Raw genomic sequence first — 26,298 nt, forward strand, 5'->3', positions numbered from 1 at the left:
GGCCGGGCACGGGCCGGTCGTCGCCCGGCCGACGTCCTCGGAGCGGCCCCGGCGGTCAACGGCCGTACATGTCCTTGCAGATGGCCGCCTGTGGACTGTCCGCCTTCCACCCGCCGTACGCCCGGCCCAGGGCACAGACGTCCGTGTTCGCCGACGGCACGGACGTGGGCAGGGGCGGGACTGCGCGGTGGTCGGGTCGCCGCGGCCGCTGCTGCCCGGGCGGCTCGGCGGGGACGTGGCGCGGCGCGTCCGCCGGGGCCGCGGCGGGACCCTCGGGGGCCGTACGGCCAGGGGTGGACGCGGCTGCCGGAGGCCGGGACGGGCCGATGAGCTCCAGGGCCTCGCGGGCCGGGGCCTGCACGATCTGCGGTTCGGCCCGGCCGCCCGGCCGGGGCTCCGCCACCGGGGGCGGTACGGGCGGTGGGCCGGGCGGGGCTGTCCGCTGGATGGTCACACAGCCGGAGACGGCCGAGACGGCCACGGTGACCAGGAGCGTTGCGGTGGTCGCGGTTCGATGCACCCGCGCAACTCTGCTGCGTCGGCCCGGGTTTGGGGAGCCGACGACGGGAGTATGCCCCGCATGGGTGAACGCCCGGCGGCCTGTGCCTCAGTCACCGGTGACCCCGTCGATGCTCTCGCGGAGCAGGTCGGCGTGGCCGTTGTGCCGTGCGTACTCCTCGATCATGTGGGTGTAGATCCACCGCAGGTTGTAGCGCTCACCGGTGTGCCTGTTCCCGCCCTCCGACAGGTCGTCCAGGCCGAAGCGCGCCGAGTTGCGGCGGGCGATGGCGATCTCGCCCTGCCAGGTGGCGTGGGCCTCCTCCCAGGTGTCCGCCTCGGTGAGGTGAAACTCGCCGTCCCGGTCCTCGTCGCTGTAGTAGATCGGCCCGGGGTCGTCATTCGTGAGGACCCTGCGGAACCAGCCGCGCTCCACGTCCGCCATGTGCCGGACGAGACCGAGCAGGGACAGTTCGGAGGGCGGGACCGACGCGGTCCTGAGCTGAGCGTCGTCCAGCCCCGCGCACTTCCGGGCGAGGGTCTCCCGGTGGTAGTCCAGCCAGCCCTCCAGCATGGCCCGTTCGCCGGCGTCCTGCGCGGGTTCACTGCGTTCGATCGTCATGGCCGCATCATCGCGGACCGTCGCGGGCCCGGCCCACCACTTTCCGTGCCCGGGCCACCGCTGCACCGGCCGCCGCTGCACGGGACCGCCCGGCCACCGGGTCCCTGGGGCATCGGTCTCGGCAGGCGCCCACGCCCGCGGACCGTCTCGTCAGTCGTGCCTCGTCAGTCGCGCAGCATCCCGTCCAGCAGCTCCCGCAGCCCGGCCCGTACCTCGCCGAGGGACGGCACGTCCGCGTGGTACGCACCCGCGGCGCACGAGAACATCAGCCCGTCCGCCCAGGCCACCAGGGACAGCACGTGCCGTGCGGGGTCCGGTGAGCCCGCCGCCGTCAGCAGCCCGGTGAGGGCGTCCCGGAACTGCCGCCCCGTGGCGTCGAAGAACTCGCGCAGTTCCGGACGCCGGGTCGCCTCCAGCGCCAGCTCGTACCGTGCGATCAGCAGGTGGCGGTTGCCCGTCAGCGAGCGGTGCACCCCGAGGGCCATGCCCTCCGCGATCGAGTCGAGGCCGCCCCGCGGATCCGGCATCTCGTCGAGGCCGAGCACCCGCGCCTCGCGCTCCGCGAGACGCCGCACCGCCGCCTCCAGCAGCGCGAGCCTCGTCCGCGCGAGATTGGACGTGGACCCGGGCGGGAGCCCGGCCGCCGCGTCGACGGCGCGGTGGGTGAGCCCGCGCATGCCGCGCTCGGCGAGCAGGTCGAGGGCGGAGTCGGCGATGAGTTCGGCGCGGGTCGCGCCGGTGCTGCTGGGGGCCATGGGGACCAACCTACCTTTCGCACTACATCTGTAGTACGGTCGACGTGTTCGGATACTACAGATGTAGTGGACGCTGGAGGGGCCATGGCACAGTCACCACGCGCGCTGATCGTGGGCGGCGGCATCGGAGGTCTCACCGCGGCGGTGGCGCTGCACCGGCGCGGCTGGCGGGTCACGGTCCTGGAGCGGGCGCGTTTCCTCGAACCGGTCGGCGCGGGCATCTCCCTCGCGCCCAACTCGCTGCGGGCCCTCGACGTGATCGGGCTCGGCGACGAGATCCGCGGCCTCGCCGCCTGGCAGGGCGACGGCGGACTGCGCACCCCCGGCGGCCACTGGCTCTCGCGGAGCAACGCCGCCGTGATGGCCGAGCGCTTCGGCGGACCGCTCGTCCTCCTGCACCGCGCCACGCTCATCGACAGCCTGGCCGCACGGCTGCCCGGGGGCGTCGTGCGGACGGCGTCCGCGGCGGTCCTGGTGGATCCCGGTGGTGAGGGCCGGCCCGCACGCGTGAGCACCCCCGCCGGTGAACTGGAGGCCGAGCTGGTCGTCGGCGCGGACGGTATCCGGTCAGCCGTACGCGGGACGCTGTTCCCGGGGCATCCGGGGCCCGTCTACTCCGGTTTCACCACCTGGCGGACCGTCATCCCGCTGCCCGGGGTGGCCTTCGCCTCGCACGAGACCTGGGGACGGGGCCGTATCTGGGGCACGCACCCGCTCGACGACGGCCGGGTGTACGCGTACGCCGCCGCCCGTGTACCTGCCGGAGGGCGGGCGGCCGACGACGAACGGGCCGAGCTGGTACGGCTCTTCGGCGACTGGCACGACCCGGTCCCCGCCGTGCTCGCCGCCGCCCGCCCCGAGGACGTCCTGCGCCACGACGTTCACCACATCGCCGAGCCCCTGCCCGCCTTCCACGCCGGCCGGGTCGCCCTGCTCGGGGACGCGGCGCACGCCATGCCGCCGACACTGGGCCAGGGCGGCAACCAGGCGATCGAGGACGCGGTCGTGCTCGCCCATCACGCCGACCCGCGTGACGGCCGGACCGTCGAGGGCCTCGCCGGGTACACGGCGGCCCGCAAACCGCGTACGACCGGAATCAGCCGCAAGGCCGTCGGGGTGGCCCGCCTCAACATGATGCGAAGCCGTCCCGGGATCATGCTGCGGGACGCGGCGATCACCATGGTCTCCAAGGCCGGGCCCGCCCTCTTCCTGCGGAGTTTCGACGGAATCGCCGACTGGCGGCCGCCGCGCTCGCCGTATGCTTCCGACGAGACGGGCGTACGTGTCCCCTAGCCCGCCAAAGCGTTGGAGGAGATCCCCGTGAAGGTCGGCTGCATCGGACTCGGCGACATCGCGGTGAAGGCGTACCTGCCGGTGCTCGCCACCCGCCCGGGGCTCGAACTGCACCTGCACACACGGACGCCCGCGACCCTCGCCACGGTCGCCGACAGCCTGCACGTGCCGGCCGAGCGGCGGCACACGGACCTCTCCGCGCTGCTCGCCCAAGACCTCGACGCGGCGTTCGTGCACGCGCCCACCCACGCGCATCCCGAGATCGTGACGCGGCTGCTCGAAGCGGGCGTCGCCACGTATGTCGACAAGCCGATCGCGTACGAACTCGCCGACTCGGAGCGCCTGGTGCGGCTCGCGGAGGAGCGCAACACCAGCCTGGCGGTCGGCTTCAACCGGCGCTACGCGCCCGGGTACGCGCAGTGCGCCGACCATCCGCGTGACCTGATCCTGATGCAGAAGAACCGCGTCGGCCTGCCGGAACAGCCCCGCACGATGATCCTCGACGACTTCATCCACGTCGTGGACACCCTGCGGTTCCTGGTGCCGGGGCAGGTCGACGACGTGAGCGTACGGGCGCGCGTCGAGGACGGGCTGCTGCACCACGTCGTGCTGCAGCTGGCCGGGGAGGGATTCACGGCGCTCGGTGTGATGAACCGGCTGAGCGGCTCGAACGAGGAGATCCTGGAGGTGTCCGGACAGGACACCAAGCGTCAGGTGCTCAACCTCGCCGAGGTCGTCGACCACAAGGGGCAGCCGACGACGCGGCGGCGCGGCGACTGGGTCCCGGTGGCCCGGCAGCGCGGTATCGAGCAGGTCGTGCTCGCCTTCCTCGACGCGGTGGGCGCGGGCAAGGTCGTCAGCGCCCGGGACGCGTTGGCGACTCACGAACTGTGCGAGCGAGTGGTGCAGGCGGTGGCGGAGCGCTCCGCCTGAGGCGCAGCGCCCGCGTGACCTCGGCGCCGCCCAGAGCGGCCAGGATCAGCAGGGCCGCGTGGACCGGCCACGCGCCGAACCGTGCGTACGGGGTGACACCGTCGGCCAGCGGCACCTCGTACACGGCGGACGTACTCGCGTCGGTGCCGAGCCAGGGGCCGACGCGCTCGCCGCTCGGGCCGTGGACCGCCGACACACCGGTGAGGGTCGCGTGGACCATCGGCCGGCCCGTCTCGGCGGCCCGCAGCGCAGCGAGCGACGCGTGCTGCTCGGGCGCCCAACTGCTCTGGAACGAGGAGGTCGCCGACTGCGCGAGCAGTACCTGGGCCCCGTCCCGCGCGAGGTGCCGGCTGATGTCGGGGAACGCCGATTCGAAACAGACCATCGGGCCGACCCGCAGTCCGTCGCCGACGTTCATCACGACCTGCTCGGTGCCGCGCCTGCGGTCCTCGCCCGCCGCCTTGCCCACGGAGGTGGCCCAGCCGAGAAGGGACCGGGCCGGGACGTACTCGCCGAAGGGGACGAGCCGCATCTTGTCGTAGCGGTCGCCCGTCGGGCCCTGCGGCCCCACGAGCACGGAACTCTTGTATATGCCCGGCCGGTCGGAGCGGCGGGCGTCCACGTTGACCATGATGTCGGCGTCGACATCGCGGGACAGCGCGGCGAGCCGGTCCGCCAGGTCCGGGCGGCCGACGAGGTCGAAGCCGACACTGCTCTCGCCCCACACGACGAGGTCCACGTCCTGACCGGCCAGTTCCCGGGTGAGCTCCTCCTCGCGCGCGAACCGCCTCTCCGGGCCGTCGACACCGTCGATCATGCCGGGCTGCACGACGGCGATCCGGGTCCGGCCGTCCGTCTCCGGGCGCGGCGACCAGAACCAGACCGCCGAGGTGACCGCGGCCGTCGCGACGAGTCCGGCGACCGCGGGGACGCGGGAGCGCCGTACCGCGACGAGGACGGCGACCGCGACGTTCACGGCGACGAGCAGGAAGCTGAGCAGCCACACACCGCCGACCGAGGCGAGCCGCAGCGCGGGCTCCACGTCCCACTGGCTCGACCCGAGCAGGCCCCAGGGGCCGCCCAGCCCCTCCCAGGAACGCACGAGTTCGACCATCAGCCAGCCCGAGGGCAGGACGAACAAGGCGGCCACCACCCGGCCGGGCGACGGCACACCGGCCAGGAACCGGCGTACCAGCCAGCCCCACGGAGCCCAGAGCGCGCCCAGCAGGGCCGCTATCACGAAGGTGAAGACATGCAGGCTCGGCAGTAGCCAGTGGTGCACGGCCAGCATGAAGCCGAGCCCGCCGAGCCAGCCGTCGTACGCGGCCCGCCGCCCGGTCGGGGCCGAGCGCACGAGCAGGATCCACGGCACCAGGGCGACGTAGGCGAACCACCACAGGGACGGCGCGGGGAAGCTCAGCATCGGGAGCGCTCCGGCGAGCGCGGCCGCCGCACCACGCCACCAGGGAGAGGCGAGACGTCGGCGCCAGTCAGTGGCGGACAGGTTCATCCAACGCCTCCCTCGACCCCCGAAGCCCGGTGCGTGACTCCAGTGTGCGCGCACCGGAACGATCTCCGTAAGGGTGCCCAGAGTCGCGCGGGTCAGGCCAGTCGGCAGGTGTCGTCGGGGTGGGTTGGGCCCGCGAGGACGTGTCGGACGAGGTCGGCCCGCCTCAGCGGGCGGCGGGCTCCTGGCGCGGCTGGGTGGCCCGGCGCCACTTCTCGTGCACGACCACCTCGCGCAGCCGCCAGCCGGTGTGTGTACGCAGCAGGCCGAAGTCGTACCGGCCGCCGCACACGAAGTCGGGTTCGGTGGATCCGTCCCCGTGTCCCGAGAAGCGCATCGGGTTGACGTAGTCGGCCCGCACCCGGGCCGTGTCGCCCGTGTCCTGCTCCAGCAGCCCGAACGTCACCTGCCGGTTGACGATCAGATGCTGCCGCATGGGGAACAGCTCCATGGTCTGCGAGAGCCACCCGGCGATCTGGACGGCGTCCCCCTCGATACCGCCCGCGGACCGGTAGTCCGCCCGCCCGTCCGGCGCGAACAGCCGCCGGTACGCCTCCCAGTCCCCGTCGTCGACCGCCACCGCGTACTCGGTGACCACCCCGTCGACCGCGAGCCGGTCCATCACCGCTGCCAGTTCCACGCGCTGCGTCATCGGCTCAGTGTTGGCCACGAGGGGGGCCGAGCCAAGGGGCGTGCAGGGACATTCACCGGGCGTGGGCCGTACGGACGCCCGGACGCGCCCCGGGACGGATGCCCGCTGCACGGAAGGGAGTTGCCCCTACGGGGCGGCCGGCCCGCTCGGGTACGGGCCGTTCAGGACCTTTGCGACGAAGGCGGCCAGCTCCGCCCGCAGTCGCTCTCGGAGCGCGTCCTGACGGTCGGCCAGGTGGTCGACGAGGTCGGCGCGGACCGCGGCGAGCAGTGCGTGGGCGGTGAAGTCGCTGCCGTCGAAACCGGGAATCTCCTCCAGGACGCCCCGCAGCGTGCCGTGCCACCAGTCGTAGTGCCCGGCGCCGTAAGGGCTGCCGCTCCCCGCCTCCTCCAGGGCCAGCGAGAGGTGCCGGTGGTCGAGCTTGAAGCACAGGACGGCGTCCAGCAGGGCCGGCGCGCGCTCCAGGGGCGGGGTGTCGGGGCCGAGAGGGCTCGAGCCCTCCGTGACGGCCCGGCGGACCGGTTCCAGCCGGGTCTCGTACAGGGCCTGGATCAGACCGGTGCGGTCGCCGAAGCCGCGGAAGAGCGTCCCTTTGCCCACGCCGGCCTCGGCCGCGATGTCGGCCATGGTCACCTGCTCCGGACGGTCGCTGCGGGCGAAGAGCCGGTCGGCCGCGGCGAGCACCGCTTCCTGGTTGCGTACGGCGTCCGCACGGGGCTTGCGCTCGGGCACGGGGTTCCTCCGGGGTTCCCAGGGTTGCATAAACGGACCCGCGGTCCGTATTGTTGCGGTCAAGCGGACCGCTGGTCCGCATCGTATCGGAGGAGCCCTCATGACCACGACCACGCGACCGGCGGACCTGTTCCGCCACGGCCTGCGGCTGCTGATCGACAAGGACATCTCCGGCTGGCTCGACCTGTGGGACGAGGACGGCGCCCTCGAGTTCCCCTTCGCGCCGGAAGGCTGGCCCAAGCGGTTGGAGGGCAGGGGTGCGGTCGCCGACTACATGCGTCACTACCCCGACCACATCGACCTCCACGACTTCCCCGACGTGGAGGTCCACGAGACCGGCGAACCCGGGACGATCGTGGTGGAGATGCGCGGGGTGGGGAAACTGGTGGAGACCGATGCGCCGTTCGACATGAGGTACGTCGCCGTGGTGAAGGTGGCCGGCGGTCTCATCACCCGCTACCGCGACTACTGGAACCCGCTCGCCGTCCTCCAGGGCGACGCCGCCGACTTCACGCGGAGGGACCGATGACCGGGCCCGGCGCCGCGCTGGTCCTCGGGGCCACCGGCACCACCGGCAGTCGCGTGGCCTCCCGCCTCGCGGCGCGGGGGTGCCGGGTCAAGGCCGCCGGCCGGCGCGCCACCCCCGTCGACGGCGCGGAGGCCGTGCGATTCGACTGGCACGATCCGGCGACGTACGAGGGGGCTCTGCGCGGCGCGGATCGCGTCTATCTCGTCCCGCCGGTGGACTCACCGACGCCGGCCGACGTCATGCTGCCCTTCCTGGAACAGGCCCGTGCGTCCGGGGTGCGCCGCGCGGTCCTGCTCAGCTCGTCGGCGATACCCGCGGGAGGCCCGGCCGTCGGGCAGGTGCACCGGGCTCTGCCCGCGCTCTTCGACGAGTGGGCGGTCCTGCGGCCGTCGTGGTTCATGCAGAACTTCACCGGCGACCACCTGCACGCGCGGAGCATCCGGGAGGAGGGAGTGATCCTCACCGCGGCGGGCGGGGGCCGGGTGGCCTTTGTCGACGCCGACGACATCGCGGCCGTCGCCGAGCACGCGCTGACCGATGTCCGGGCGCCCGGCACCGACCTGGTCGTCACCGGACCCGAGGCGCTGAGTCACACCGACGTCGCGACCGTCCTCGCCGAGGTGACCGGGCGCACGGTCGTCCACCGGCCGCTGGCGTACGAGCGGATGCGGGACCACCTGGCCGCCTCGATGCCCCTGGAGTACGCCGCGATGCTGGCAGGCATGGACCGTGCGAACGCGGAAGGGGCCGAGGACCGCGTCACCGACACCGTCCGACGCCTCACCGGCCGCGAGCCGCGCACCTTCCGTGCCCACGTGCTGCGAGCGACGCGAGAGGCCTCCGCGCTCGGGGCGACGGGCTGAGGTCGCCGCACGCGCCGCACGCGCCGCACGCGCCGTGCGGGGCGCGAGGCGGGGGTGCCGCTCCGGGCGGAGGGCCCGGGAGGGGGAGCGCGGGGCGCCGTGACGGGCCCCGCGCGCCCCGGACGTCATGCCGCTTCGATGATCTCTTTCCGTACGGCGGCGGCCCACTTCACGACCAGAAGCTCGTACTCGGCCCGCTCCTGGGCGGACAGGGAACCGCCCGCGCGTATCCATAACGCTCGGATCTGCTCGTTCAGTGCGGCAGCAGACCGCACGGAACCAGGGGTCAGGGAATCGGGGGACATGGGCACCAGCCTAGGGCCAGGGACTGACCGTGCGCTACCGGATGACTACCCATTCCGTATGTGGTTGGTCACGCCATAAACCTGCGGGAGCCATCGAATTGAGGATCCGGCGCGGCGGGCCCGGGCCTCACTGCCGCTCCGCCCACGTGTGCGACCAGGCGAGCAGGGGACCCATCGCCGTCACGAGCTCGTCGCCGAGGGGGGTCAGACGCCAGGTGGACTCGTCGGTGGGAGCGGCGATCCCCGCCTCGCGAAGCTCGGTGAGCCGGGCGGACAGCACGCTGGAGGACATGGCGTCGCAGCGCCGCTGGAGATCGCGGAACCCCACCGGCGCACCGCCCTGGTGGAGCTCCCAGATCACCCGGAGCGTCCAGCGGCGGCCGAGGAGGTCGAGTGCGGCCATCACGGGGCGGCCGGTGTCCGAGCCACGCACGGGCCGGCCGGGACGGGGTGTCGTGCTCACGCAATGGCTCCCTTCCCTGTCGGCTGCCTCACTGAACGAACAACTCTCCGAGTGGTCCGCCGCGTTCCGAGTCTTGCGCTTCTGAATCAGAAGCGCAAGAGTCGACAGGCATGAAGCAGCGCATCGACGGCATCACGCCGCCCTACGACCCCGAATCCGAGCGCGCCCTGCGCCGCTGGATGCCGCCCGGCGTCACCCGGGAACCCCTGATGCTCTTCAAGGTCCTGCAGCGCCACCCGGACCTCGCCTCCCGGATGCGCGCGCTCGGCGCGGGCCTCCTAGTCCACGGCCTGCTCTCCGACGCGGACCGTGAGCTGGTCGTCGCACGGGTGACGGCCCGCTGCGGCTGCGCCTACGAGTGGGGGGTCCATGCGGCCGCGTACACGCAGGCCGCCGACCTGACCCCGGAGCAGGTGCTCCTGACCGTGACCGGCGCTCCCGGCGACCCGGCGTGGACGCCCCGCCAGAAGGCCCTGCTCGCGGCCGTCGACCAACTCCACGACACGGCCCGACTCGGTGACGAGGCCTGGACCGGCCTGCGCGAGCACCTCGGCGAACGCGAGGCCCTGGAGTTCCTGGTCCTCGCGGGCTGGTACCGCACCATCGCGTACGTGGCAGGCGGCCTGGAGATCGAGCAGGAGCCGTGGGCGCAGGCGTTCCCGCAGGAATGAACGCCCCGGCCGTGCCGGACGCGAGGTCCGCTTCTCGGCAGGGCCGCTTTTATTCGCGTGCCCGCGAGCGCCGGGCCCGCTACCGTCGTGGACGTCCGGGTGCGAAGGCAGCGGCTACTTCTCCTCATAAGAGGGAAACGCGGGTTCGAATCCCGCCTCCGGCGCAGGCCGGTGTCGTCCAGTGGCCCAGGACGCCTCGTCGCCGCCGCCGAGTCAGACCTCCGGACATCGAGCACGGGCCGCCCGCCACGGGGGAATCAGGCGGGCGGCTCCGTCATGTTCGCGATCCCCGGCGGGCGGGCGTCAGCCCGACGACTCCGCCGCGTGCGGGCTCAGTACGCCCGTGCTGACCAGCACGATGATCAGGATGCCGAGCAGGATGCGGTAGTAGACGAACGGCATGAAACTCTTGGTCGTGATGAACTTCATGAACCACGCGATCACCGCGTAACCCACCAGGAAAGCGATGATCGTCGCGAAGACCGTCGGTCCCCAGGAGACATGACCGCTCTCGCTCGCGTCCTTCAGCTCGAACGCGCCGGAGGCGAGCACGGCCGGGATGGCGAGCAGGAACGAGTAGCGGGCCGCGGCCTCGCGGGTGTAGCCCATGAGGAGGCCGCCGCTGATGGTGGCGCCCGACCGGGAGACGCCGGGGACGAGGGCCATCGCCTGGCAGACGCCGTAGATCAGGCCGTCCTTCACGCTCAGGTCCTGGAGCGACTTGCGCTCCTTCGCGGCCCGGTGCTTCCCGCCGGTCTCGTCACGCGCCGCGAGCCGGTCCGCGATGCCCAGGACGATGCCCATCACGATCAGGGTGGTCGCCGTGATGCGCAGATCGCGGAAGGGCCCCTCGATCTGGTCCTTGAGGGTGACGCCCAGCACGCCGATCGGAATCGAGCCGATGATCACCAGCCAGCCCATCTGGGCGTCGTGGTCGCGCCGCATCGCCTTGTTCGTGAGCGAGCGGGACCATGCCGAGATGATCCGCGCGATGTCCTTGCGGAAGTAGATCAGCACCGCCGTCTCCGTGCCGATCTGGGTGATCGCCGTGAAGGCCGCTCCCGGGTCCTCCCAGCCCGCGAACGCCGCGGTCAGCCGCAGGTGCGCGCTGGAGGAGACGGGCAGGAACTCGGTCAGCCCCTGGACGAGTCCGAGGATGAGGGATTCAAACCAAGACATGAATTACGTGATCCAAGTGCTGATGGCGGGAGCGCGGTGAATGGGCGGGCGGACGTGCCGTGTTGTCGCCTTCGGTGATCAGGCGCGCCCGGGGCAGCGTAGCGCCCCCGGGTGACCGGGCGACCACAGGGCCTCCCCGGCGGAGATCCCACGAGGTGGCCAGGGTGTTGACCCGCGACGATGCCGCCGCTTACGTTTCCGCGAGGAGTGAAAGCGCTTGCTCCCGTCGGGACGCCCCAGTGGTCATCGTGACGGTCGGGCGTCTGCCAGATCCGTTGTTTCGTCCGATGGAGTGCTGATCCCGTCCATGCGTACTTCCCGCGACGCCACCACCAGCCAGACGACCGAGCACGAGGACATCGCACACGAGAGCACGGAACCCCCGGACCCCGAGAGCCCCGAGCCCGAGAGGCGGCGCCCGGCCCCGCTCGAAGGCCGCCGGATCCGGGCCGCCGTCATCGGCACCGGAGCCATCGCCTCCGGCAGCCACCTGCCCGCCCTCGCGGCACTCGCCGCCGAGGGCGAGGTGGAGGTCGTCGCCGCGGTCGACATCGACGCCGAGGCGGTGAAGCGCTTCTGCGCGGACGGCGGTGTCCCGCACGGCTACACCGACCTCGACCGGATGCTGGCCGAGCAGCGCCCGGACCTCGTCACCATCTGCACCCCGCCGACCCTGCACCGCGACCAGACCGTCGCCGCGCTGCGTGCCGGCGCCTGGGTGTGGTGCGAGAAGCCGCCGGTGCCGACGCTCGCCGACTTCGACGCCGTGGAGGCGGCGGAGGGAACCGGGGGCGGGCCGTACGCCTCCATCGTCTTCCAGCACCGCTTCGGCTCCGGCGCGCAGCACGTACGCCGCCTGCTCGCCGAGGAAGCCATGGGACGGCCCCTCGTGGCGCACTGCCAGACCACCTGGTACCGCAACGCCGCCTACTACGCGGTGCCCTGGCGGGGCAAGTGGGAGACCGAGGGCGGCGGTCCCGCCATGGGGCACGGCATCCACCAGATGGATCTGCTGCTGGACCTGCTCGGTCCGTGGAGCGAGGTACGGGCCATGGCCGGGCGCCTTGTGCACGACGTGCAGACGGAGGACGTCTCGACCGCGCTCGTACGCTTCGGGAGCGGAGCGCTCGCGACCGTGGTCAACAGCGTGCTCAGCCCGGACGAGGTCAGCCGCATACGCGTCGACTGCGAGCGCGCGACGGTCGAACTCACCCATCTCTACGGCCACAGCAACGACAACTGGCGGATCACCCCGGTGCCGGACGCGCCGGCCGAGGACGTGGCGGCCTGGCGGGACTTCGGCGCCGACGTGCCCAGTTCGCACCTGGCCCAGCTGCGTGACCTCGTCGCGAGCATGCGCGCGGGCGAGCGGCCGCGCAGCAGCGGCGCCGACGGGCGCACCAGCCTCGAACTGATCACCGCGCTCTACAAGTCGGCGTTCACGGACACGACCGTCCGGGCCGGCGAGATCCGCCCCGGCGACCCCTACTACACGGCCCTGCACGGTGGCGCGCCCGGCTGGGCACCCGCGACGCACGAGGAGGCATCGGCATGACCGCACGAGGCGGCCTGCGCATCGTCCACGCCCATGGCGACCGCATCACGGTCACCGAACCCACCACGGGCGTGGAGCTGTTCAGCTATGTCTACGGCCCGGAGGCGGCCTGGGAGGCTCCGAAGCCGTACCTGCACCCGCTCAGGACGCTCGCGGGCAACGTTGTCACGGACTACCGGCCCAACGACCACCGCTGGCACAAGGGTCTGCAGATGACCGCCTCGCATCTGTCGGGGGCGAATCTGTGGGGCGGCAACACATACGTTCACGGGGAGGGGTATCTCGAACTCCCCGAACGCGTCGGGTCGATGGATCACGTCGCGTTCGACCGGGTCGAGGCGGACAGCACGGGCGAGGGCGGCGCGGTCATCGCCGAGCGGCTCACCTGGCGTCCGTACGACGGCTCGCTGTGGGCGGAGGAGGAGCGCCGCGTCGAGGTGCACGACGTGGACCCGGCGTCCGGCTCGTGGGCGCTGACCTGGACGACCTCCGTCACCAACCGCCGGGACGAGCCCCTGAGGTTCGGCAGCCCGACGACGGCCGGGCGGGAGATGGCCGGCTACACGGGCCTGTTCTGGCGCGGACCCCGCGGCTTCCGGGACGGCCGGATCATCGGTCCCGACAGCGAGGGACCGGACCTGATGGGGCAGCAGGCGCCGTGGCTCGCGTACTGCGCGGAGCACGACGTCACCGACGGGTACGCGACGCTCGTCTTCGCACACGCACCCGAGAACGACCACACGGGCGACGGCGGCGAACACCCGGCCCACTGGTTCGTCCGCAACGAGCCCTTCGCGGCCGTCGCGCCCTCCTTCGCGTTCTTCGACGAACTGGAGCTCGCGCCCGGCGCCACGCTCACCCGCCGCTACCGCGTGGTCGTCGCCGACGGAGCCTGGGAGCGCGAGGAGATCGCCAAGTACCTGGAGGAGCACCCGTGGTGAGCGCCGCCGAAGGGTCCACCGGCCCGTCCGAAGCCCTCACCGGCCCGCCGGGAGGCTTCGCCGGCCTTCCCGGCGGCGTCGCCGTCTCGCATCTCTCGGTCTACGACTGGCCCGCCGACGACGGGGTGTGCGGGGGAACTCCCCATCTGCACCTGACCTGTTCGGAGGCGTACGTCGTCACCGGCGGGCGCGGCTCCGTGCAGACCCTGACGGCCTCCGGGTACGAGGTCACGCCGCTCGCGCCGGGCACGGTCGCCTGGTTCACGCCCGGCACGATCCACCGGCTGGTCAACGACGACGACCTGCGCATCACCGTCCTCATGCAGAACAGCGGCCTTCCGGAGGCGGGAGACGCGGTCCTGACGCTGCCGCCGAAGTACCTGACCGACCCGGAGACGTACGCCGCCGCCACCGTCATTCCGGCGGACGCGCCCGAGGAGGAGAAGGAGCGCATCGCCCGCGCCCGCCGCGACCTCGCCCTGGAGGGATACCGGCTGCTGCGGGAGGCGGACGGGCCCGAGCCCCTCGCCGCGTTCCACCGGGCCGCCGCGGCCCTCGTACGGCCCCGGCTCGCCGACTGGCGGGATCGGTGGCGGCGCGGAGCCGAGGCCGCCGCCGCGGCGACGGGCACACAGCTCGACCGGCTGGAGCGGGGCGACGTGTCCCACCTCGCCGACGCCGCGGTGCGGGCCGAGCAGCCGTCGGCGTACGGGAAGTTCGGGATGTGCGGGCGGCTCGACGTGTACCGGGGGACGTGAACCGCTCCCTGTGTGTCCCGTCGTGGGCGCTCCGGGCGTCCGCCCCGGGGCCCGTGCCGCGGAGCCCCCGGGGCCGGGCGGCCGCTTGCGGGACCGGCCTCAGCGGGACCGGAAGTGGTGGCGTTTGCGCCAGGCGACGATCGCGCCCGCCAGAGCGGGGAGCGCGATGAAACCCATGGCGATCAGGAAGGCCGGGGAGGTCGGCGTGGAGGCGCGGGCCCCCGCGACGGCGTAGGCGGCGGTGTTGGGGATCGAGCCGAGCCCGGTGGCCAGCAGGAACGGGAACCAGCCCATGCGGGACACGGACGCGCAGTAGTTCGCGGCCCAGAACGGCACCCCGGGGAAGAGGCGCGCGGCCATCATCGAACGGAAGCCGTGCCGGCTGAGCTGCCCGTCGGCCGCCGTCAGCCAGCGGCCGCGCAGCAGGGGCCGCAGCGCGTCCTGCCCGAGTATCCGGCCGAGCCCGAAGGCCAGCCCGGCGCCGAGCACCGTGCCGGAGAGCGCGGCCCCGAGCCCCAGCTGCGAGCCGAAGAGGGCGCCCGCCGCGAGGTTGAGGATCGGACGGGGCACGAACGCGACCGTGCACAACCCGTACGCGACCGCGAAGACCAGCGCCGCCGCGGCGCCGTTCAGCTGGGGCGGCCAGCCGTCGGACAGCAGTCTCTGCGGCTCGAACAGCAGCACCGTCCCGGCGGCCGACAGCAGCAGCGCGATCAGGAGCGAGAGCCGGGACCACGGAGAGAGCAGTGCTCTCGTGCAGCGGGCGGCCAGGCCTCTCGGCGCGGCGGAGAACTCGACGGGGACGAGTTCCGTTGCGGGGAGTGGGGGAGTGACCGTGGCGGTGCCCCCAGAGCGGGTGGTGGCATCGAGCATCCGGTGACACTAACTGACCCATGTGTGTGATCGCCGTATGGTTCGTCTCATGGGCGTCACAGCTTCCGGAATGTCAGGTGACCGTTCGGAGCCGCCGCACAGCGCTCTCGCGGACACGGTGCTGGAGCGCCTGACCGCCGCGTACGCCGGCGGCGCCGACCCGCAGCGGGCCCGGTCGGCGCGCGCGTACATGAAGGACATCGCCCCCTTCCTCGGCCTGACCACGCCTGATCGCCGCGCGCTCTCCCGTACGGTCCTCGCGGGAACGCCCCGTCCGGACGAGACCGACTGCACGGCGGTGGCCCTGCGCTGCTGGCGGTTGCCGGAGCGCGAGTACCAGTACTTCGCCGTCGACTACCTGCGCCGCAATGTGAGGTGTCTCTCGTCCCGCTTCCTGCCCGTGGCACGTCATCTCGTCTCCACGGTCCCCTGGTGGGACACCGTCGATCTGCTCGCCTGCCATGTGGTGGGAGGCCTCGTGGCCGCCGACCCGCGCCTGCGGGCCGACATGGACAGGTGGATCGAGGACGACGACCTGTGGATCGCCCGTACGGCGCTCCTCCACCAACTCCGGTACAAGGAGGCCACCGACACCGAACGGCTCTTCGCGTACTGCGTCCGCCGGTCCGGACACCCCGACTTCTTCGTCCGCAAGGCGATCGGCTGGTGTCTGCGGGAGTACGCCAAGACGGATCCGGCGGCCGTCCGGGAGTTCGTCGCCCGCGAGCGGGACCGGCTCTCGCCGCTCTCCGTGCGCGAGGCGCTCAAGAACATCGGCCCCTGACGCACCAGCAGAAACACCCGGATCACGGCGGTCCGCGCCCGCGGAAAACCATTCGACGCGGCCGGACGCGTCGGCGATGATCGCCTCATGTTCCGGTACGCCTTCCCTCTCGCAGCGTCCGCAGTCGCGGATGCCCCGAAGGCTGCCGTCGTGACCACAGCGGCTGCCGCAGAAGGCGCCCGAAGCTGACCCTTCCCGGATAGTCCGGCGGACCCCGCAGGGGGAGGGTCGGCAAGTCCTTGGGGTCCCTGTCCCGGCCGCTGAGACGCCGGGGCCATCACTCAGCTCCGCTGACACTGAAGAGGCTTCGAGGTTCTGCCATGCCCAAGACGGCTTACGTGCGCACCAAACCGCATCTGAACATCGGCACCATGGGTCATGTCGACCACGGCAAGACCACCCTGACCGCCGCCATCACCAAGGTCCTCGCCGAGCGCGGCTCCGGCACCTTCGTACCGTTCGACCGGATCGACCGGGCGCCGGAGGAGGCCGCGCGCGGCATCACCATCAACATCGCGCACGTCGAGTACGAGACCGACACCCGGCACTACGCGCACGTGGACATGCCGGGCCACGCCGACTACGTCAAGAACATGGTCACGGGCGCGGCCCAGCTCGACGGCGCGATCCTCGTCGTCTCCGCGCTCGACGGGATCATGCCGCAGACCGCCGAACACGTGCTGCTCGCCCGGCAGGTGGGCGTCGACCACATCGTCGTCGCCCTGAACAAGGCCGACGCCGTCGACGACGGCGAGGACACCGTGCTGGCGGACCTCGTGGAGCTGGAGGTCCGTGAGCTGCTGACCGCGCACGGCTACGGGGGCGACTCCGTACCGGTCGTCCGGGTCTCCGGGCTCCGGGCGCTGGAGGGCGACCCGCGGTGGACCGAGGCGATCGGTGCGCTGCTCGACGCCGTGGACACGTATGTGCCCATGCCCGAGCGGTACGTGGACGCGCCGTTCCTGATGCCGGTGGAGAACGTGCTGACCATCACCGGCCGCGGCACGGTCGTCACGGGCGCGGTCGAGCGCGGCACGATCAGGGTGGGCGACCGCGTCGAGGTGCTCGGCGCCACCGTGGACACGGTGGTCACCGGGCTGGAGACGTTCGGCAAGCCCATGGACGAGGCGCAGGCCGGCGACAACGTGGCGCTGCTCCTGCGCGGCGTCCCGCGCGATGCCGTGCGCCGCGGACACATCGTCGCGGCGCCCGGCAGTGTCGTCCCCGGCCGCCGCTTCTCCGCGCAGGTCTACGTCCTGTCGGCGCGCGAGGGCGGCCGGACGACGCCGGTGTCCACCGGCTACCGGCCGCAGTTCTACATCCGCACCGCGGACGTGGTCGGCGACGTCGACCTCGGTGAGAGCGCGGTCGCGCGGCCCGGTGACACCGTCACGATGACGGTCGAGCTCGGTCGCGACGTGCCGCTGGAGCCGGGGCTCGGCTTCGCGATCCGTGAGGGCGGCCGCACGGTCGGCGCAGGCACGGTGACCGCCGTCGGCTGAACCGGCGCTGCCGGACCGGTGCCCGTCTCCTGTATCCGTACGGGAGGCGGGCACTCGCGCGTCGCCGTCCGCCGTCCGCCGGGTCCGGGAGCACGGGCGCCGGACACCGCCCGCCCGGAAAACACGGGTGCGCGTGCCGACGGCTCCGGCCGAGGATGGGGGCATGACGAGCCAGCGACCACACCGAAGAGCCGGGATTTTCGCCGCAGCCGGGGAGGACCGCCGATTCAGCACGTCCGCCACCGCCGACGAGCGCAGCATGCTCGTCGACATCCTGGGCGCCCAGCGGGCGACGCTGGAGATGAAGTGCGCGGGTCTGGCGGGTGAGTTGGCCCTTCGGTCCGTGGAGCCCTCCACGCTCTCGCTGCTCGGGCTGGTACGGCATCTCGCCGACGTGGAGCGCCGCTGGTTCAGGCGGGTGCTGGCCGGGCAGGACGCGCCCGCGCTCTTCACCTCGGCGGCGCACCCGGACGGCGACTTCGACGGCGCGGTCGCGGACCCCGCGGTGATCGCCGAGGCCTGGGCGGCCTGGCGGGCAGAGGTGGCGTTCTCCGAGGCCTTTGTGGCCGAAGCGCCCGATCTGGCCGTCGCGGGCGAGGACTCCTGGCGAGGGCCGGTGTCGCTGCGCTGGGTCCTCATCCACATGATCGAGGAGTACGCCCGGCACAACGGCCACGCCGACCTGCTCCGCGAGCGCGTCGACGGGGCCGTCGGCGTGTGAGGTGCGGGCACGGGACCGCGTGCGGCTCGGCGGACACGGGGCGGGAGGGCCACGAGAGCCGGGATCGGAGGAGAACCGGGTCCGGTCATGCCCGTACGGGCACAATGGCCCCGTGGACGAGCCGATACCCGTGACCAGGACCGTGGATCACGGGACCGCCAAGCTGATGCCGGACGTCGACCGGAAGCGGGCCTGGCTCCTGACGGTCGACGGGGCGCCCCAGTCGTACGTCGATCTGGACGAGCCGACGCACCTGGAGTTCGAGTACGCCCGACGGCTCGGGCACGTCCTCGACGCGGTCGGGGAGCCGGGGCGGGCGCTGGACGTCCTGCACCTCGGCGGTGGCGCGCTCACGCTGCCCCGGTACGTCGCCGCGACGCGGCCCGGGTCGCGGCAGGACGTGGTCGAGGCCGACGGCGGCCTCCTGGACCTCGTCGTCGAGCATCTGCCCCTTCCCGAGGACGCCGGAATCGCGCTGCACGGCGCGGACGCCCGGGCCTGGCTCGAAAGCGCCCCCGCGGCCTCCGCCGACGTCCTGGTCGCCGACGTCTTCGGCGGCTCCCGGGTACCGGCGCATCTGACCTCGCAGGCGTACGCGCGGGAGACCGCGCGCGTCCTGCGGAGCGACGGCGTGTACCTGGCCAACCTCGCCGATGCTACGCCCTTCGCCTTCCTGCGCTCCCAGCTCGCCACGTTCTCCACGGTGTTCGAAGAGCTCGCGCTGATCGCCGAGCCCGGCGTGCTGCGCGGCCGCCGCTTCGGGAACGCCGTACTCGTCGCCTCGCACCGGCCGCTCGACACCGCCACCCTCATGCGCCGCACGGCCGCCGACGCCTTCCCGGCCCGGGTCGAGCACGGGGACACGCTGCGGGTCTTCATGGGGGACGCGCGGCCCGTACGCGACGAGGACGCGGTGCCGTCGCCGGAGCCGCCGGACGGGGCGTTCGGCATCGGCTGAGGGCTTTGGACCCAGGGATGCCGTGGTGGCCGCCCTCGTCCAGGACGGCGAACGCCGCCGCGATCGACGTACCTCGACTGCTCGGGTTCGTCGCGATCACGGCGGCGGTGCGATGCGCCGGGGACGCTAGCCGTCCGTCGGCGCGTCCTCGGTCAGGCGTACCGTGCCCAGGATCTTCTGGACCGTGGCCTCGGGGATCTCGTCGTCGACACCCTTGGCGCCGTACAGGTTCCAGGTGACGTAGTCACCCGCGCCGTTCTTGAAGGCGAAGGCGATCGCCTTGCCCTCGCTGTCGCACTTCTTGTTCTGCGGCGTGTTGCTGGAGTGCGCCGTGGCGATGCTGCCCTTGAGACCCGACTTGGTCGTGTACGGCTTCGCCTTGTCGAACTTCACGCTCTTCTTGTCGGGCTGCGTGTAGCCGCCGAAGATCCACCACGGCACACGGGTCTCGGCGGCCTCGGCCGAGTCCTTGGCGCCGTTCTCGCCGCGTGTTCCGGCGGTGGCCAGCGCCGTGTCCTCGGCGCGGCCGTCCTTGTCGCCGTCGCTGGTGCACCACTTGGACTTGAGGTAGGCGGGGGCGGTGACCGTGGTGCGGTCGGTCTTGCCCTTCTCCTCCCACTCGAAGCCGACACTGGTGTCGGCACTCTCGATCTCCCAATCGGCCGGCACGTCGAACATCGTGCCGAAGCGGGGGTTGATGACGACCTTCCACCCCGCGATCGTCGGCTTCTCGCCGTCCGCGCCGCGCGGGTTGTCCTCACCGGTGGACGCCGACGCGCTCGGGTCCTTGGCCGCGCTCGACGACGGCGACTGCTTCGCCTTGCCGCCCTTGTCGCCGCCTGCCTCGTCGTCCTTGTCGCCGCCGAGAACCAGCACGCCCGTGACACCCGCCGCGACGACGACGGCCGTGGCCGCCACGATCGCGACGAGCTTCGTCCTGTTCCCGCCACCGCCGCCCTCGGGGGGCTGCGGTGCGCCGGGCGCACTCCAACCGGGCTGCCCCGGCTGCGTGTATGGACTCTGAGGCTGAGGTCCGGTCTGCTGAAATCCGGGCTGCTGATACGGATTCGGCTGCTGGTACCCCGGCTGCTGATACGGGTTCTGGTTCGGGTCCTGCGGGTTCTGCTCGCCCCCGGGCGGCTGGTTTCCTGGCCACATGGCCAGTAACCCTAGTGCTGTCCCGGACACGGTTGGGTCACTGCCCCTCGTCAGGGACGTACCGGATCGGGAGGCAGATGGGTTCTTATACGGACGCACCGGTACCGAGCCTCCTCCCGCCGGGCCGGGTGGAGAGGGTTCCTTTCTGGCCATGCTTGGCTACTCATGGGTAACGTGCGGCCATGAGCGCAGATCAGATGTCGATCGGCGAGATGCTCGCCGCCACGGTGCCGATGGTCCGGACCCTGAAGCTGGAGTATCTCGAGACCACTCCGGAGAAGGCCGTGCTCGCGCTGCCCGACCAGAGCGAGTACCACAACCACGTGGGCGGACCGCACGCCGGAGCGATGTTCACACTCGGGGAGTCGGCGAGCGGCGCGGTCGTACTGGCCGCGTTCGGGGACCAGCTCGCGCGGGCCGTACCGCTGCCCGTGACCGCCGAGATCGCGTTCAAGAAGCTGGCCAGAGGGCCTGTCACGGCCACCGCGACGCTGGGGCGTCCCATCGCCGACGTCGTCGCCGAACTCGACGCGGGGGAGCGCCCGGAGTTCCCGGTGGCGGTCGCCATCCAGCGCGAGGACGGCGCGGTGACCGGGGAGATGACGGTCCTTTGGACGCTGCGCCCCAACGGCTGAGCGATCTCCCTGTCACCCCTGGCCGCCGGTGCGGACGTCCGGCAGGGGTGTCTCGGGCGGCATGTTGTACGGCGTGACGACCTGGATCGCCGACGGGAGCGAGGGCGCCGGGTCGGCGGGCAGGGCGTCATGGGCCCGTATGACGGCCTGGCAGGCGGTGCGCATGTCCTGGCGCAGGTCGTGGTGGAGCACCGCGGAGAGGCGCCCGGCGCGCAGCAGGCGGGCGTTGTCGTGGTCCAGGTCGTGGGCGACGAAGACGTCACAGCGCCGGCCGACGGCGTCGAAGGCTTCGAGCGTGGCGTTGTTGCCCCCGCCCATCGAGTAGACGGCCCGGATCGCGGGGTCGTGCCGGAGCGCGGCCAGCACCAGGTCGTACTGGGTGGCGTCCAGACCGTCGCTGTCGGTGACCTCGACGAGCCGCCGGGCCGGACGCAGCGTGCGCATCGTGGCCCGGAAGCCCATCTCGCGCTCCTCCTCGCCGCGGAAGAAGCCGCGGCTGATGGTGGTCAGGACGTGCCCCGGGCCGTCGCCCAGCCACTGGCCCATCAGATATCCGGCGGTGGCGCCCGCCGCCCGGTTGTCTATGCCGACGTAGGCGAGCCGGCCGCTGGCGGGCAGGTCGGTCACCAGGGTCACCACCGGGATGCCCGCGGTCACCAGCCTGCCGACGGCCGCCGTGATCTCCGGGACGTCCGGGGCCTTGAGGATCACGCCCTGTGAGCCGCGGCGGGCGATCCGGTCCAGCGTCGCGATCAGGTCGTCCGGCGCACCCGTCTCCCGGAAGTGGAACCGGCAGCGCAGCACGGCCGGGCTCAGCGACGGCAGTTCGGCCTCCAGCGCCGTGCGCACCGCCGTGGAGAACCGCTCCGGGGTCTGCATGACGATGTCGGTCATGAAGGTGCGGCCCGTCAGCCGGACCTGCGTCCGCTGCCGGTCCAGGTCCGCGACGGCCTGGTGCACCGAGCGGGACGTGCTCTCGCGGACCCCGCCCCGCCCGTTCAGGACCCGGTCCACGGTCGCCTCGCTCAGGCCCGCCTGACGAGCGATCTCTCTGATCGCGTACGGGTGGCCCATGCACCGGCTCCTTGAGGGGTTTTTGATGGCTCGCTGACGATTGCTTGAGGGGTTCGGCGACACAAGAATGACATCAACGCGTCGCCGCGACACCGGAAGGGGTCGCTGCGATCTCCGAAAGGACGACGATGTCCCGCACCCTTTCAGGCCCCCGGACGTGGCTGTCCGCGGACGACTGCGACCTCGAAGGCTTCCGCGAACTGGTCGAGCGGGGCACCGACCCGGCCGACCACCCGTACGCCGCCTCCGTCGAGCGGAACGTGCCGCTGTACGACAGCGAGAGCCTGCGCGCCGAGATCCGGACGCCCGAGGGCCGCCGCCGCGTCCAGGCGGAGCTGGTGCACGCGCTGGCCGACGGCCCCGGCATCGTGGTGTTCCGGGGCGCCTTCCCCGACCGCGGGGTCCTCCGCCGCACGAGCGAGGCCTTCGACGCCCTGATCGCCGAGCAGCGTGCCTCGGGCGCCACCGCGGGCGACCACTTCGCCAAGCCGGGCGCGAACGACCGTGTCTGGAACGCGCTGGAGAAGACGGCCCTGCTGGACCCGGAGGCCTTCGCCGACTACTACGCCAACGACGTCCTCGCCCTCCTCTCCGGCGCCTGGCTCGGCCCCGGCTACCAGGTCACCTCGCAGGTCAACGTCGTGAACCCGGGCGGCGCCGCGCAGAGGGTGCACCGGGACTACCACCTCGGATTCCTGAGCAACGAGGCCGCCGCCGCGTATCCCGCGCACGTGCACCGCCTCTCGCCGGCGCTGACGCTCCAGGGCGCGGTCGCCCACTGCGACATGCCCGTCGAGTCCGGCCCCACGATGTACCTGCCGCACTCGCAGAAGTACGAAAGTGGCTACCTGGCCTGGCGGCTGCCGGAGTTCCGCGCGTACTTCGAGGCGCACCACGTGCAGCTGCCGCTGGCCGAAGGGGACGCGGTGTTCTTCAACCCCGCCCTCTTCCACGCCGCCGGGCACAACACGTCGCCGGACATCCGGCGCATGGCCAACCTGCTGCAGGTCTCCTCCGCCTTCGGGCGGGCCATGGAGAGCGTCGACCGGCAGGCCATGACCAACGCCGTCTATCCGGTGCTGCTCAGGCGCAAGGCGGCGGGCGCGAGCCAGGAGTGGCTGGACACGGTCGTCGCGTCCTGCGCGGAGGGCTACCCCTTCCCGACCAACCTGGACTCCGACCCGCCCGTCGACGGCCTGGCCCCACCGTCCCAGGCGGACCTCGTCCGCCGTGCCCTGAGCGAGGACTGGGCCCCGGACCACCTGCGTGACGCGCTGCGGTCCGCCGCCGGGCGCCGCGAGAGCTGAGGAGAGAAGAGAGCATGGGACTTCTCGACGACAAGGTCGTCCTCGTCAACGGCGGCAGCCAGGGCGTCGGCGCGGCCGTCGCCCGGGCCGCAGCCCGGGAGGGCGCGACCGTCGCCGTCACCGGCCGTCGCCCCGAGCCCGGCGAGGCGCTGGTCACCGAACTGACCGGGGCCGGCGCCAAGGCCCTGTACGTACGGGCCGACCTCTCCGACGCGCAGCAGGCACGTGGCAGCGTGGCCGAGGTGATCGCCGCGTACGGCCGGGTCGACTGCCTGGTCAACTCCGCCGGGCTCACCTCGCGCGGGACGCTCCTGGACACGACCCCCGAGCTGTTCGACGCGCACATCGCGATCAACCTCAAGGGCCCGTTCTTCGCCATGCAGGCCGCCGTGGCCGACATGGTGGCCCGCAAGGCGCCCGGCACGGTCGTCAACATCATCACCAGCTCCGAGCACGGCGGACAGTCCTTCCTGGCCCCGTACGTGGCCGCCAAGGCCGGACTCGCGGGACTGACCCGCAACGCCGCGCACGCCCACCGCTGGGACCGGATCCGGATCAACGGCCTGAACATCGGCTGGACGGCGACCGAGGGCGAGGACACCACCCAGCGCACCTTCCACGACGCGGGCGACGACTGGCGCGAACAGGCGGCGCGGCGACTGCCGATGGGCAAACTCGGCCAGCCCGACGAGATCGCCGACTTCGTCGTGCTGCTCCTCTCCGACCGCAGCGGTGTCGTCACCGGCTCGGTCATCGACTGGGACCAGAACGTCCTCGGCGGACTCGACTGAGCCTCCGCGCGACGGACTCGGCCGAGCACGTCGGCGCAAGCGCGCAGGCAAGCAAGCGGACAAGCAAGCAGACAAGCACCAAGCACGTGAGCAAGGAGCCCTGAACCATGCGCATCGGCATCCTCGGCCTCGGCCGGATCGGCGCCTTCCACGCCGAGACCCTCTCCCGGCTCGACGCGGTCGAGTCCCTCGTCGTCGCCGACCCGTACCGGGCCGCGGTCACGGCGGCCGTCGAGCGCTTCGGCGCCGAGGCCAAGGACTCGCCCGAGGCCGTGCTGGCCGCGGGCGTGGACGGCGTGGTGATCGCCGCCGCGACCGACGCCCACCCGGGCCTGATCCTCGCCGCCGTCGAGGCGGGCGTGCCGGTCTTCTGCGAGAAGCCCGTCGCCCGCACCATGAAGGAGGGCGTGGAGGTCCTCGACGCCGTGCGCGACAGCGGTGTCCAGATCCAGATCGGCTACAACCGGCGCTTCGACGCCGGGTTCGTGGCCGCCCGCGCCGCCGTCCTCGGCGGCGAGCTCGGCCCGCTGCACACCGTACGGTCCACCACGCTCGACCCCGCGCCGCCCCCGGCCGCGTACATCGCCGCCTCCGGAGGCATCTTCCGCGACTGCTCCGTGCACGACTTCGACATCATCCGCTGGGTCACCGGGCGCGAGGTCACCGAGGTGTACGCGACCGGCAGCAACCGCGGGGAGCCCTACATCGCCGAGGCCGGTGACGCCGACACCACCGCGGCGATCCTCACCCTCGACGACGGCACGCTCGCCGTGGTCTCCAACTCCCGGCACAACGCGCGCGGTTACGACGTCCGCATGGAACTCCACGGCTTCCGGGACAGCATCGCGGTCGGTCTGGAGGACAAGCTGCCGCTGCGCTCCGTCGAGCCCGGCGTCACCTTCCCCGCGGGCACTCCGCACGACTTCTTCATGGACCGTTTCACCGAGGCGTACCGTGCGGAACTGAGCGCGTTCACCGATGTCGTCGCCGGCCGGCGGACCTCGCCGTGCACCGTCGCCGACGCGCTGGAGGCGGGCTGGATCGCCGACGCCTGCACGCTCTCCCTGCGTGAGCACCGCACCGTGACGATCGAGGAGGTACGCGGCGCATGACGATTCCGGCCGAGCCACTGCGCATCGGCGTGCTGGGCGCCGCCCGCATCGCCGATCTGTCCCTCGTCGGCCCGGCCCGCGCGACCGGCCACCGCCTCGTGGCGGTGGCCGCCCGCGACCGGTCCCGGGCCGAGACCTTCGCCGCCGAGCACGACGTCGAACGGGTCGTGGACTCGTACGCGGAACTGATCGCCGACCCCGGGGTCGAGGTCGTCTACAACCCGCTCGCCAACGGCCTGCACGGGCCGTGGAACCTCGCCGCCCTCGCCGCGGGCAAGCACGTGCTGACGGAGAAGCCCTCCGCGAGCAACACGGAGGAGGCCGTCGAGGTCCGGGACGCCGCCGACAAGGCGGGCACCGTCTTCATGGAGGCCTTCCACTACCTCTTCCACCCGGTCACCCGGCGCCTGCACGCACTGCTGGAGTCCGGGGAGCTGGGCGAGCTGCGGCACGTCGAGACGCTCGTCGCCGTCCCGGCCCCGCCCGACACCGATCCCCGCTGGTCCCTGCCGCTCGCCGGCGGCGCGCTCATGGACCTCGGCTGCTACAGCGTGCACGCCCTGCGCATGCTCGCGCCCTGGGCGGGCGGGGCGCCCACCCTGGTCGAGGCCAGGGGCGGCGGCCGCGAGGGCGCCCCGGAGGTCGACGAGTGGCTGGACGCGGACCTGGCCTTCCCGAGCGGGGCCACCGGTTCCGCCCGCTGCCACATGGACTACAGCGAACTGCGGATGACCTGCCGGATCGTCGGCTCGCTCGGCGAGGCGACCGCGATGAACTTCGTCCTGCCGCACCGGGACGACCGCGTCGTGGTCCGCACGGCGTCGGGGGAGCGGACCGAGCAGCTCGGCAGGCGGTCCTCGTACACCTACCAGCTGGAGGCGTTCGCCGCCCATGTGCGCGGCGGGGCGGCGCTGCCGCTCGACGCGCAGGACGCGGTGGCCACCATGAGCCTGATCGACGACTGCTACCGCGGGGCCGGCTTCTCGCCCCGGCCCCGTACGGAGCTTCCGCGCGCGTGAGCGTCCGGCGGCGTCGGACGCGCCGCCCTGGGCAGGAACCGGTCCCGGTCGGTCCGTCTCCGCAGGCCGTCGTGGGCTGGTCGCGCAGTTCCCCGCGCGCCCCTTCAG

At 72.6% G+C, this 26,298-nt stretch carries 29 protein-coding genes; 17 read left to right on the forward strand and 12 right to left on the reverse strand.

What is annotated here, in order from left to right:
• Window positions 1-55: 55 nt before the first annotated feature.
• The 3 genes from O1Q96_RS15330 to O1Q96_RS15340 all read right to left on the reverse strand — a co-directional run bounded on the left by O1Q96_RS15330 (window position 56) and on the right by O1Q96_RS15340 (window position 1,875).
• Window positions 56-520 (reverse strand): hypothetical protein, encoded by a 465-nt coding sequence (locus O1Q96_RS15330; protein WP_269248690.1) that lies wholly within the window; start codon window positions 518-520, stop codon window positions 56-58.
• An 87-nt stretch (window positions 521-607) separates the two neighbouring features.
• Entirely contained in the window at window positions 608-1,120 is a 513-nt protein-coding gene (locus O1Q96_RS15335; protein ID WP_269248691.1) for a DinB family protein, read from the reverse strand.
• A gap of 164 nt (window positions 1,121-1,284) precedes the next feature.
• Window positions 1,285-1,875 (reverse strand): TetR/AcrR family transcriptional regulator, encoded by a 591-nt coding sequence (locus O1Q96_RS15340; protein WP_269248692.1) that lies wholly within the window; start codon window positions 1,873-1,875, stop codon window positions 1,285-1,287.
• Between the two features lie 84 nt (window positions 1,876-1,959).
• Between O1Q96_RS15340 and O1Q96_RS15345 the strand changes: the two genes are divergently transcribed.
• Both O1Q96_RS15345 and O1Q96_RS15350 read left to right on the forward strand, forming a co-directional pair.
• Window positions 1,960-3,168 (forward strand): FAD-dependent oxidoreductase, encoded by a 1,209-nt coding sequence (locus tag O1Q96_RS15345; RefSeq protein ID WP_269248693.1) that lies wholly within the window; start codon window positions 1,960-1,962, stop codon window positions 3,166-3,168.
• A gap of 27 nt (window positions 3,169-3,195) precedes the next feature.
• A complete protein-coding gene (locus tag O1Q96_RS15350) occupies window positions 3,196-4,101 on the forward strand; it encodes a Gfo/Idh/MocA family protein (protein ID WP_269248694.1) in 906 nt (301 codons plus the stop codon).
• On the opposite strand, the gene lnt is transcribed toward O1Q96_RS15350, so the two are convergent.
• The 3 genes from lnt to O1Q96_RS15365 all read right to left on the reverse strand — a co-directional run bounded on the left by lnt (window position 4,025) and on the right by O1Q96_RS15365 (window position 6,992).
• A complete protein-coding gene (gene lnt, locus O1Q96_RS15355) occupies window positions 4,025-5,611 on the reverse strand; it encodes an apolipoprotein N-acyltransferase (RefSeq protein ID WP_269248695.1) in 1,587 nt (528 codons plus the stop codon). The two genes, O1Q96_RS15350 and lnt, sit on opposite strands and share 77 nt — an antisense overlap.
• A gap of 163 nt (window positions 5,612-5,774) precedes the next feature.
• On the reverse strand, window positions 5,775-6,260 hold the full coding sequence (locus O1Q96_RS15360) for a nuclear transport factor 2 family protein (protein ID WP_269248696.1): 486 nt from the start codon (window positions 6,258-6,260) through the stop codon (window positions 5,775-5,777).
• Window positions 6,261-6,386: 126 nt separating this feature from the next.
• Window positions 6,387-6,992, reverse strand: a complete 606-nt coding sequence (locus O1Q96_RS15365) for a TetR/AcrR family transcriptional regulator (RefSeq protein ID WP_269248697.1) — start codon at window positions 6,990-6,992, stop codon at window positions 6,387-6,389.
• Between the two features lie 100 nt (window positions 6,993-7,092).
• Between O1Q96_RS15365 and O1Q96_RS15370 the strand changes: the two genes are divergently transcribed.
• Window positions 7,093-7,521: a nuclear transport factor 2 family protein gene (locus tag O1Q96_RS15370; RefSeq protein ID WP_269248698.1), complete on the forward strand. Its 429-nt coding sequence runs from the start codon at window positions 7,093-7,095 to the stop codon at window positions 7,519-7,521.
• A complete protein-coding gene (locus O1Q96_RS15375) occupies window positions 7,518-8,384 on the forward strand; it encodes an NAD(P)H-binding protein (protein WP_269248699.1) in 867 nt (288 codons plus the stop codon). The genes O1Q96_RS15370 and O1Q96_RS15375 overlap by 4 nt, the downstream gene beginning before the upstream one ends.
• A gap of 125 nt (window positions 8,385-8,509) precedes the next feature.
• Here O1Q96_RS15375 and O1Q96_RS15380 read toward each other — a convergent pair whose 3' ends face one another.
• Entirely contained in the window at window positions 8,510-8,689 is a 180-nt protein-coding gene (locus tag O1Q96_RS15380) for a hypothetical protein (protein ID WP_269248700.1), read from the reverse strand.
• Between the two features lie 127 nt (window positions 8,690-8,816).
• The gene (locus tag O1Q96_RS15385) at window positions 8,817-9,152 is read right to left on the reverse strand and encodes a winged helix-turn-helix transcriptional regulator (protein WP_419586896.1); all 336 of its coding nucleotides are present in this window, start codon (window positions 9,150-9,152) and stop codon (window positions 8,817-8,819) included.
• 110 nt (window positions 9,153-9,262) lie between these two features.
• On the opposite strand from O1Q96_RS15385, the gene O1Q96_RS15390 reads away from it, so the two are divergent.
• A complete protein-coding gene (locus O1Q96_RS15390) occupies window positions 9,263-9,823 on the forward strand; it encodes a carboxymuconolactone decarboxylase family protein (RefSeq protein ID WP_269248701.1) in 561 nt (186 codons plus the stop codon).
• A 303-nt stretch (window positions 9,824-10,126) separates the two neighbouring features.
• On the opposite strand, the gene O1Q96_RS15395 is transcribed toward O1Q96_RS15390, so the two are convergent.
• The gene (locus tag O1Q96_RS15395; RefSeq protein WP_269248702.1) at window positions 10,127-11,002 is read right to left on the reverse strand and encodes an undecaprenyl-diphosphate phosphatase; all 876 of its coding nucleotides are present in this window, start codon (window positions 11,000-11,002) and stop codon (window positions 10,127-10,129) included.
• Between the two features lie 307 nt (window positions 11,003-11,309).
• Between O1Q96_RS15395 and O1Q96_RS15400 the strand changes: the two genes are divergently transcribed.
• The 3 genes from O1Q96_RS15400 to O1Q96_RS15410 are packed head-to-tail and all read left to right on the forward strand — an operon-like array spanning window position 11,310 to window position 14,256.
• Complete coding sequence (locus O1Q96_RS15400) at window positions 11,310-12,557, forward strand: Gfo/Idh/MocA family protein (RefSeq protein ID WP_269248703.1); 1,248 nt, start codon at window positions 11,310-11,312, stop codon at window positions 12,555-12,557.
• The gene (locus O1Q96_RS15405) at window positions 12,554-13,498 is read left to right on the forward strand and encodes a DUF6807 domain-containing protein (protein WP_269248704.1); all 945 of its coding nucleotides are present in this window, start codon (window positions 12,554-12,556) and stop codon (window positions 13,496-13,498) included. The genes O1Q96_RS15400 and O1Q96_RS15405 overlap by 4 nt, the downstream gene beginning before the upstream one ends.
• Window positions 13,495-14,256 (forward strand): cupin domain-containing protein, encoded by a 762-nt coding sequence (locus tag O1Q96_RS15410; protein ID WP_269248705.1) that lies wholly within the window; start codon window positions 13,495-13,497, stop codon window positions 14,254-14,256. The genes O1Q96_RS15405 and O1Q96_RS15410 overlap by 4 nt, the downstream gene beginning before the upstream one ends.
• Window positions 14,257-14,355: 99 nt before the next feature.
• Here O1Q96_RS15410 and O1Q96_RS15415 read toward each other — a convergent pair whose 3' ends face one another.
• Entirely contained in the window at window positions 14,356-15,129 is a 774-nt protein-coding gene (locus O1Q96_RS15415; RefSeq protein WP_269248706.1) for a TVP38/TMEM64 family protein, read from the reverse strand.
• 49 nt (window positions 15,130-15,178) lie between these two features.
• Here O1Q96_RS15415 and O1Q96_RS15420 point away from each other — a divergent pair, with 49 nt between their 5' ends.
• From O1Q96_RS15420 to O1Q96_RS15435, 4 genes are all read left to right on the forward strand, one after another.
• A complete protein-coding gene (locus O1Q96_RS15420; protein ID WP_269248707.1) occupies window positions 15,179-15,913 on the forward strand; it encodes a DNA alkylation repair protein in 735 nt (244 codons plus the stop codon).
• Window positions 15,914-16,233: 320 nt separating this feature from the next.
• Window positions 16,234-17,415 (forward strand): elongation factor Tu, encoded by a 1,182-nt coding sequence (gene tuf / locus O1Q96_RS15425; protein WP_269248708.1) that lies wholly within the window; start codon window positions 16,234-16,236, stop codon window positions 17,413-17,415.
• Between the two features lie 163 nt (window positions 17,416-17,578).
• Window positions 17,579-18,136 carry a DinB family protein gene (locus O1Q96_RS15430; RefSeq protein WP_269248709.1) on the forward strand — a complete coding sequence of 186 codons (558 nt, stop codon included), beginning with the start codon at window positions 17,579-17,581 and terminating at the stop codon, window positions 18,134-18,136.
• Window positions 18,137-18,248: 112 nt separating this feature from the next.
• Window positions 18,249-19,094 (forward strand): spermidine synthase, encoded by an 846-nt coding sequence (locus O1Q96_RS15435; protein WP_269248710.1) that lies wholly within the window; start codon window positions 18,249-18,251, stop codon window positions 19,092-19,094.
• Between the two features lie 126 nt (window positions 19,095-19,220).
• On the opposite strand, the gene O1Q96_RS15440 is transcribed toward O1Q96_RS15435, so the two are convergent.
• A complete protein-coding gene (locus tag O1Q96_RS15440; protein WP_269248711.1) occupies window positions 19,221-20,252 on the reverse strand; it encodes a DUF8017 domain-containing protein in 1,032 nt (343 codons plus the stop codon).
• 197 nt (window positions 20,253-20,449) lie between these two features.
• On the opposite strand from O1Q96_RS15440, the gene O1Q96_RS15445 reads away from it, so the two are divergent.
• Entirely contained in the window at window positions 20,450-20,887 is a 438-nt protein-coding gene (locus O1Q96_RS15445) for a DUF4442 domain-containing protein (RefSeq protein ID WP_217459883.1), read from the forward strand.
• 12 nt (window positions 20,888-20,899) lie between these two features.
• Here O1Q96_RS15445 and O1Q96_RS15450 read toward each other — a convergent pair whose 3' ends face one another.
• The gene (locus O1Q96_RS15450; protein WP_269248712.1) at window positions 20,900-21,961 is read right to left on the reverse strand and encodes a LacI family DNA-binding transcriptional regulator; all 1,062 of its coding nucleotides are present in this window, start codon (window positions 21,959-21,961) and stop codon (window positions 20,900-20,902) included.
• Between the two features lie 128 nt (window positions 21,962-22,089).
• Between O1Q96_RS15450 and O1Q96_RS15455 the strand changes: the two genes are divergently transcribed.
• From O1Q96_RS15455 to O1Q96_RS15470, 4 genes are all read left to right on the forward strand, one after another.
• A complete protein-coding gene (locus O1Q96_RS15455; RefSeq protein ID WP_269248713.1) occupies window positions 22,090-23,268 on the forward strand; it encodes a phytanoyl-CoA dioxygenase family protein in 1,179 nt (392 codons plus the stop codon).
• Window positions 23,269-23,282: 14 nt separating this feature from the next.
• On the forward strand, window positions 23,283-24,059 hold the full coding sequence (locus O1Q96_RS15460) for an SDR family oxidoreductase (RefSeq protein ID WP_217459823.1): 777 nt from the start codon (window positions 23,283-23,285) through the stop codon (window positions 24,057-24,059).
• A 107-nt stretch (window positions 24,060-24,166) separates the two neighbouring features.
• The gene (locus O1Q96_RS15465; RefSeq protein ID WP_269248714.1) at window positions 24,167-25,171 is read left to right on the forward strand and encodes a Gfo/Idh/MocA family protein; all 1,005 of its coding nucleotides are present in this window, start codon (window positions 24,167-24,169) and stop codon (window positions 25,169-25,171) included.
• Window positions 25,168-26,190 (forward strand): Gfo/Idh/MocA family protein, encoded by a 1,023-nt coding sequence (locus O1Q96_RS15470; protein WP_269248715.1) that lies wholly within the window; start codon window positions 25,168-25,170, stop codon window positions 26,188-26,190. The genes O1Q96_RS15465 and O1Q96_RS15470 overlap by 4 nt, the downstream gene beginning before the upstream one ends.
• Window positions 26,191-26,298 lie beyond the last annotated feature (108 nt).

Source organism: Streptomyces aurantiacus (genome assembly GCF_027107535.1).
Lineage (GTDB): Bacteria > Actinomycetota > Actinomycetes > Streptomycetales > Streptomycetaceae > Streptomyces.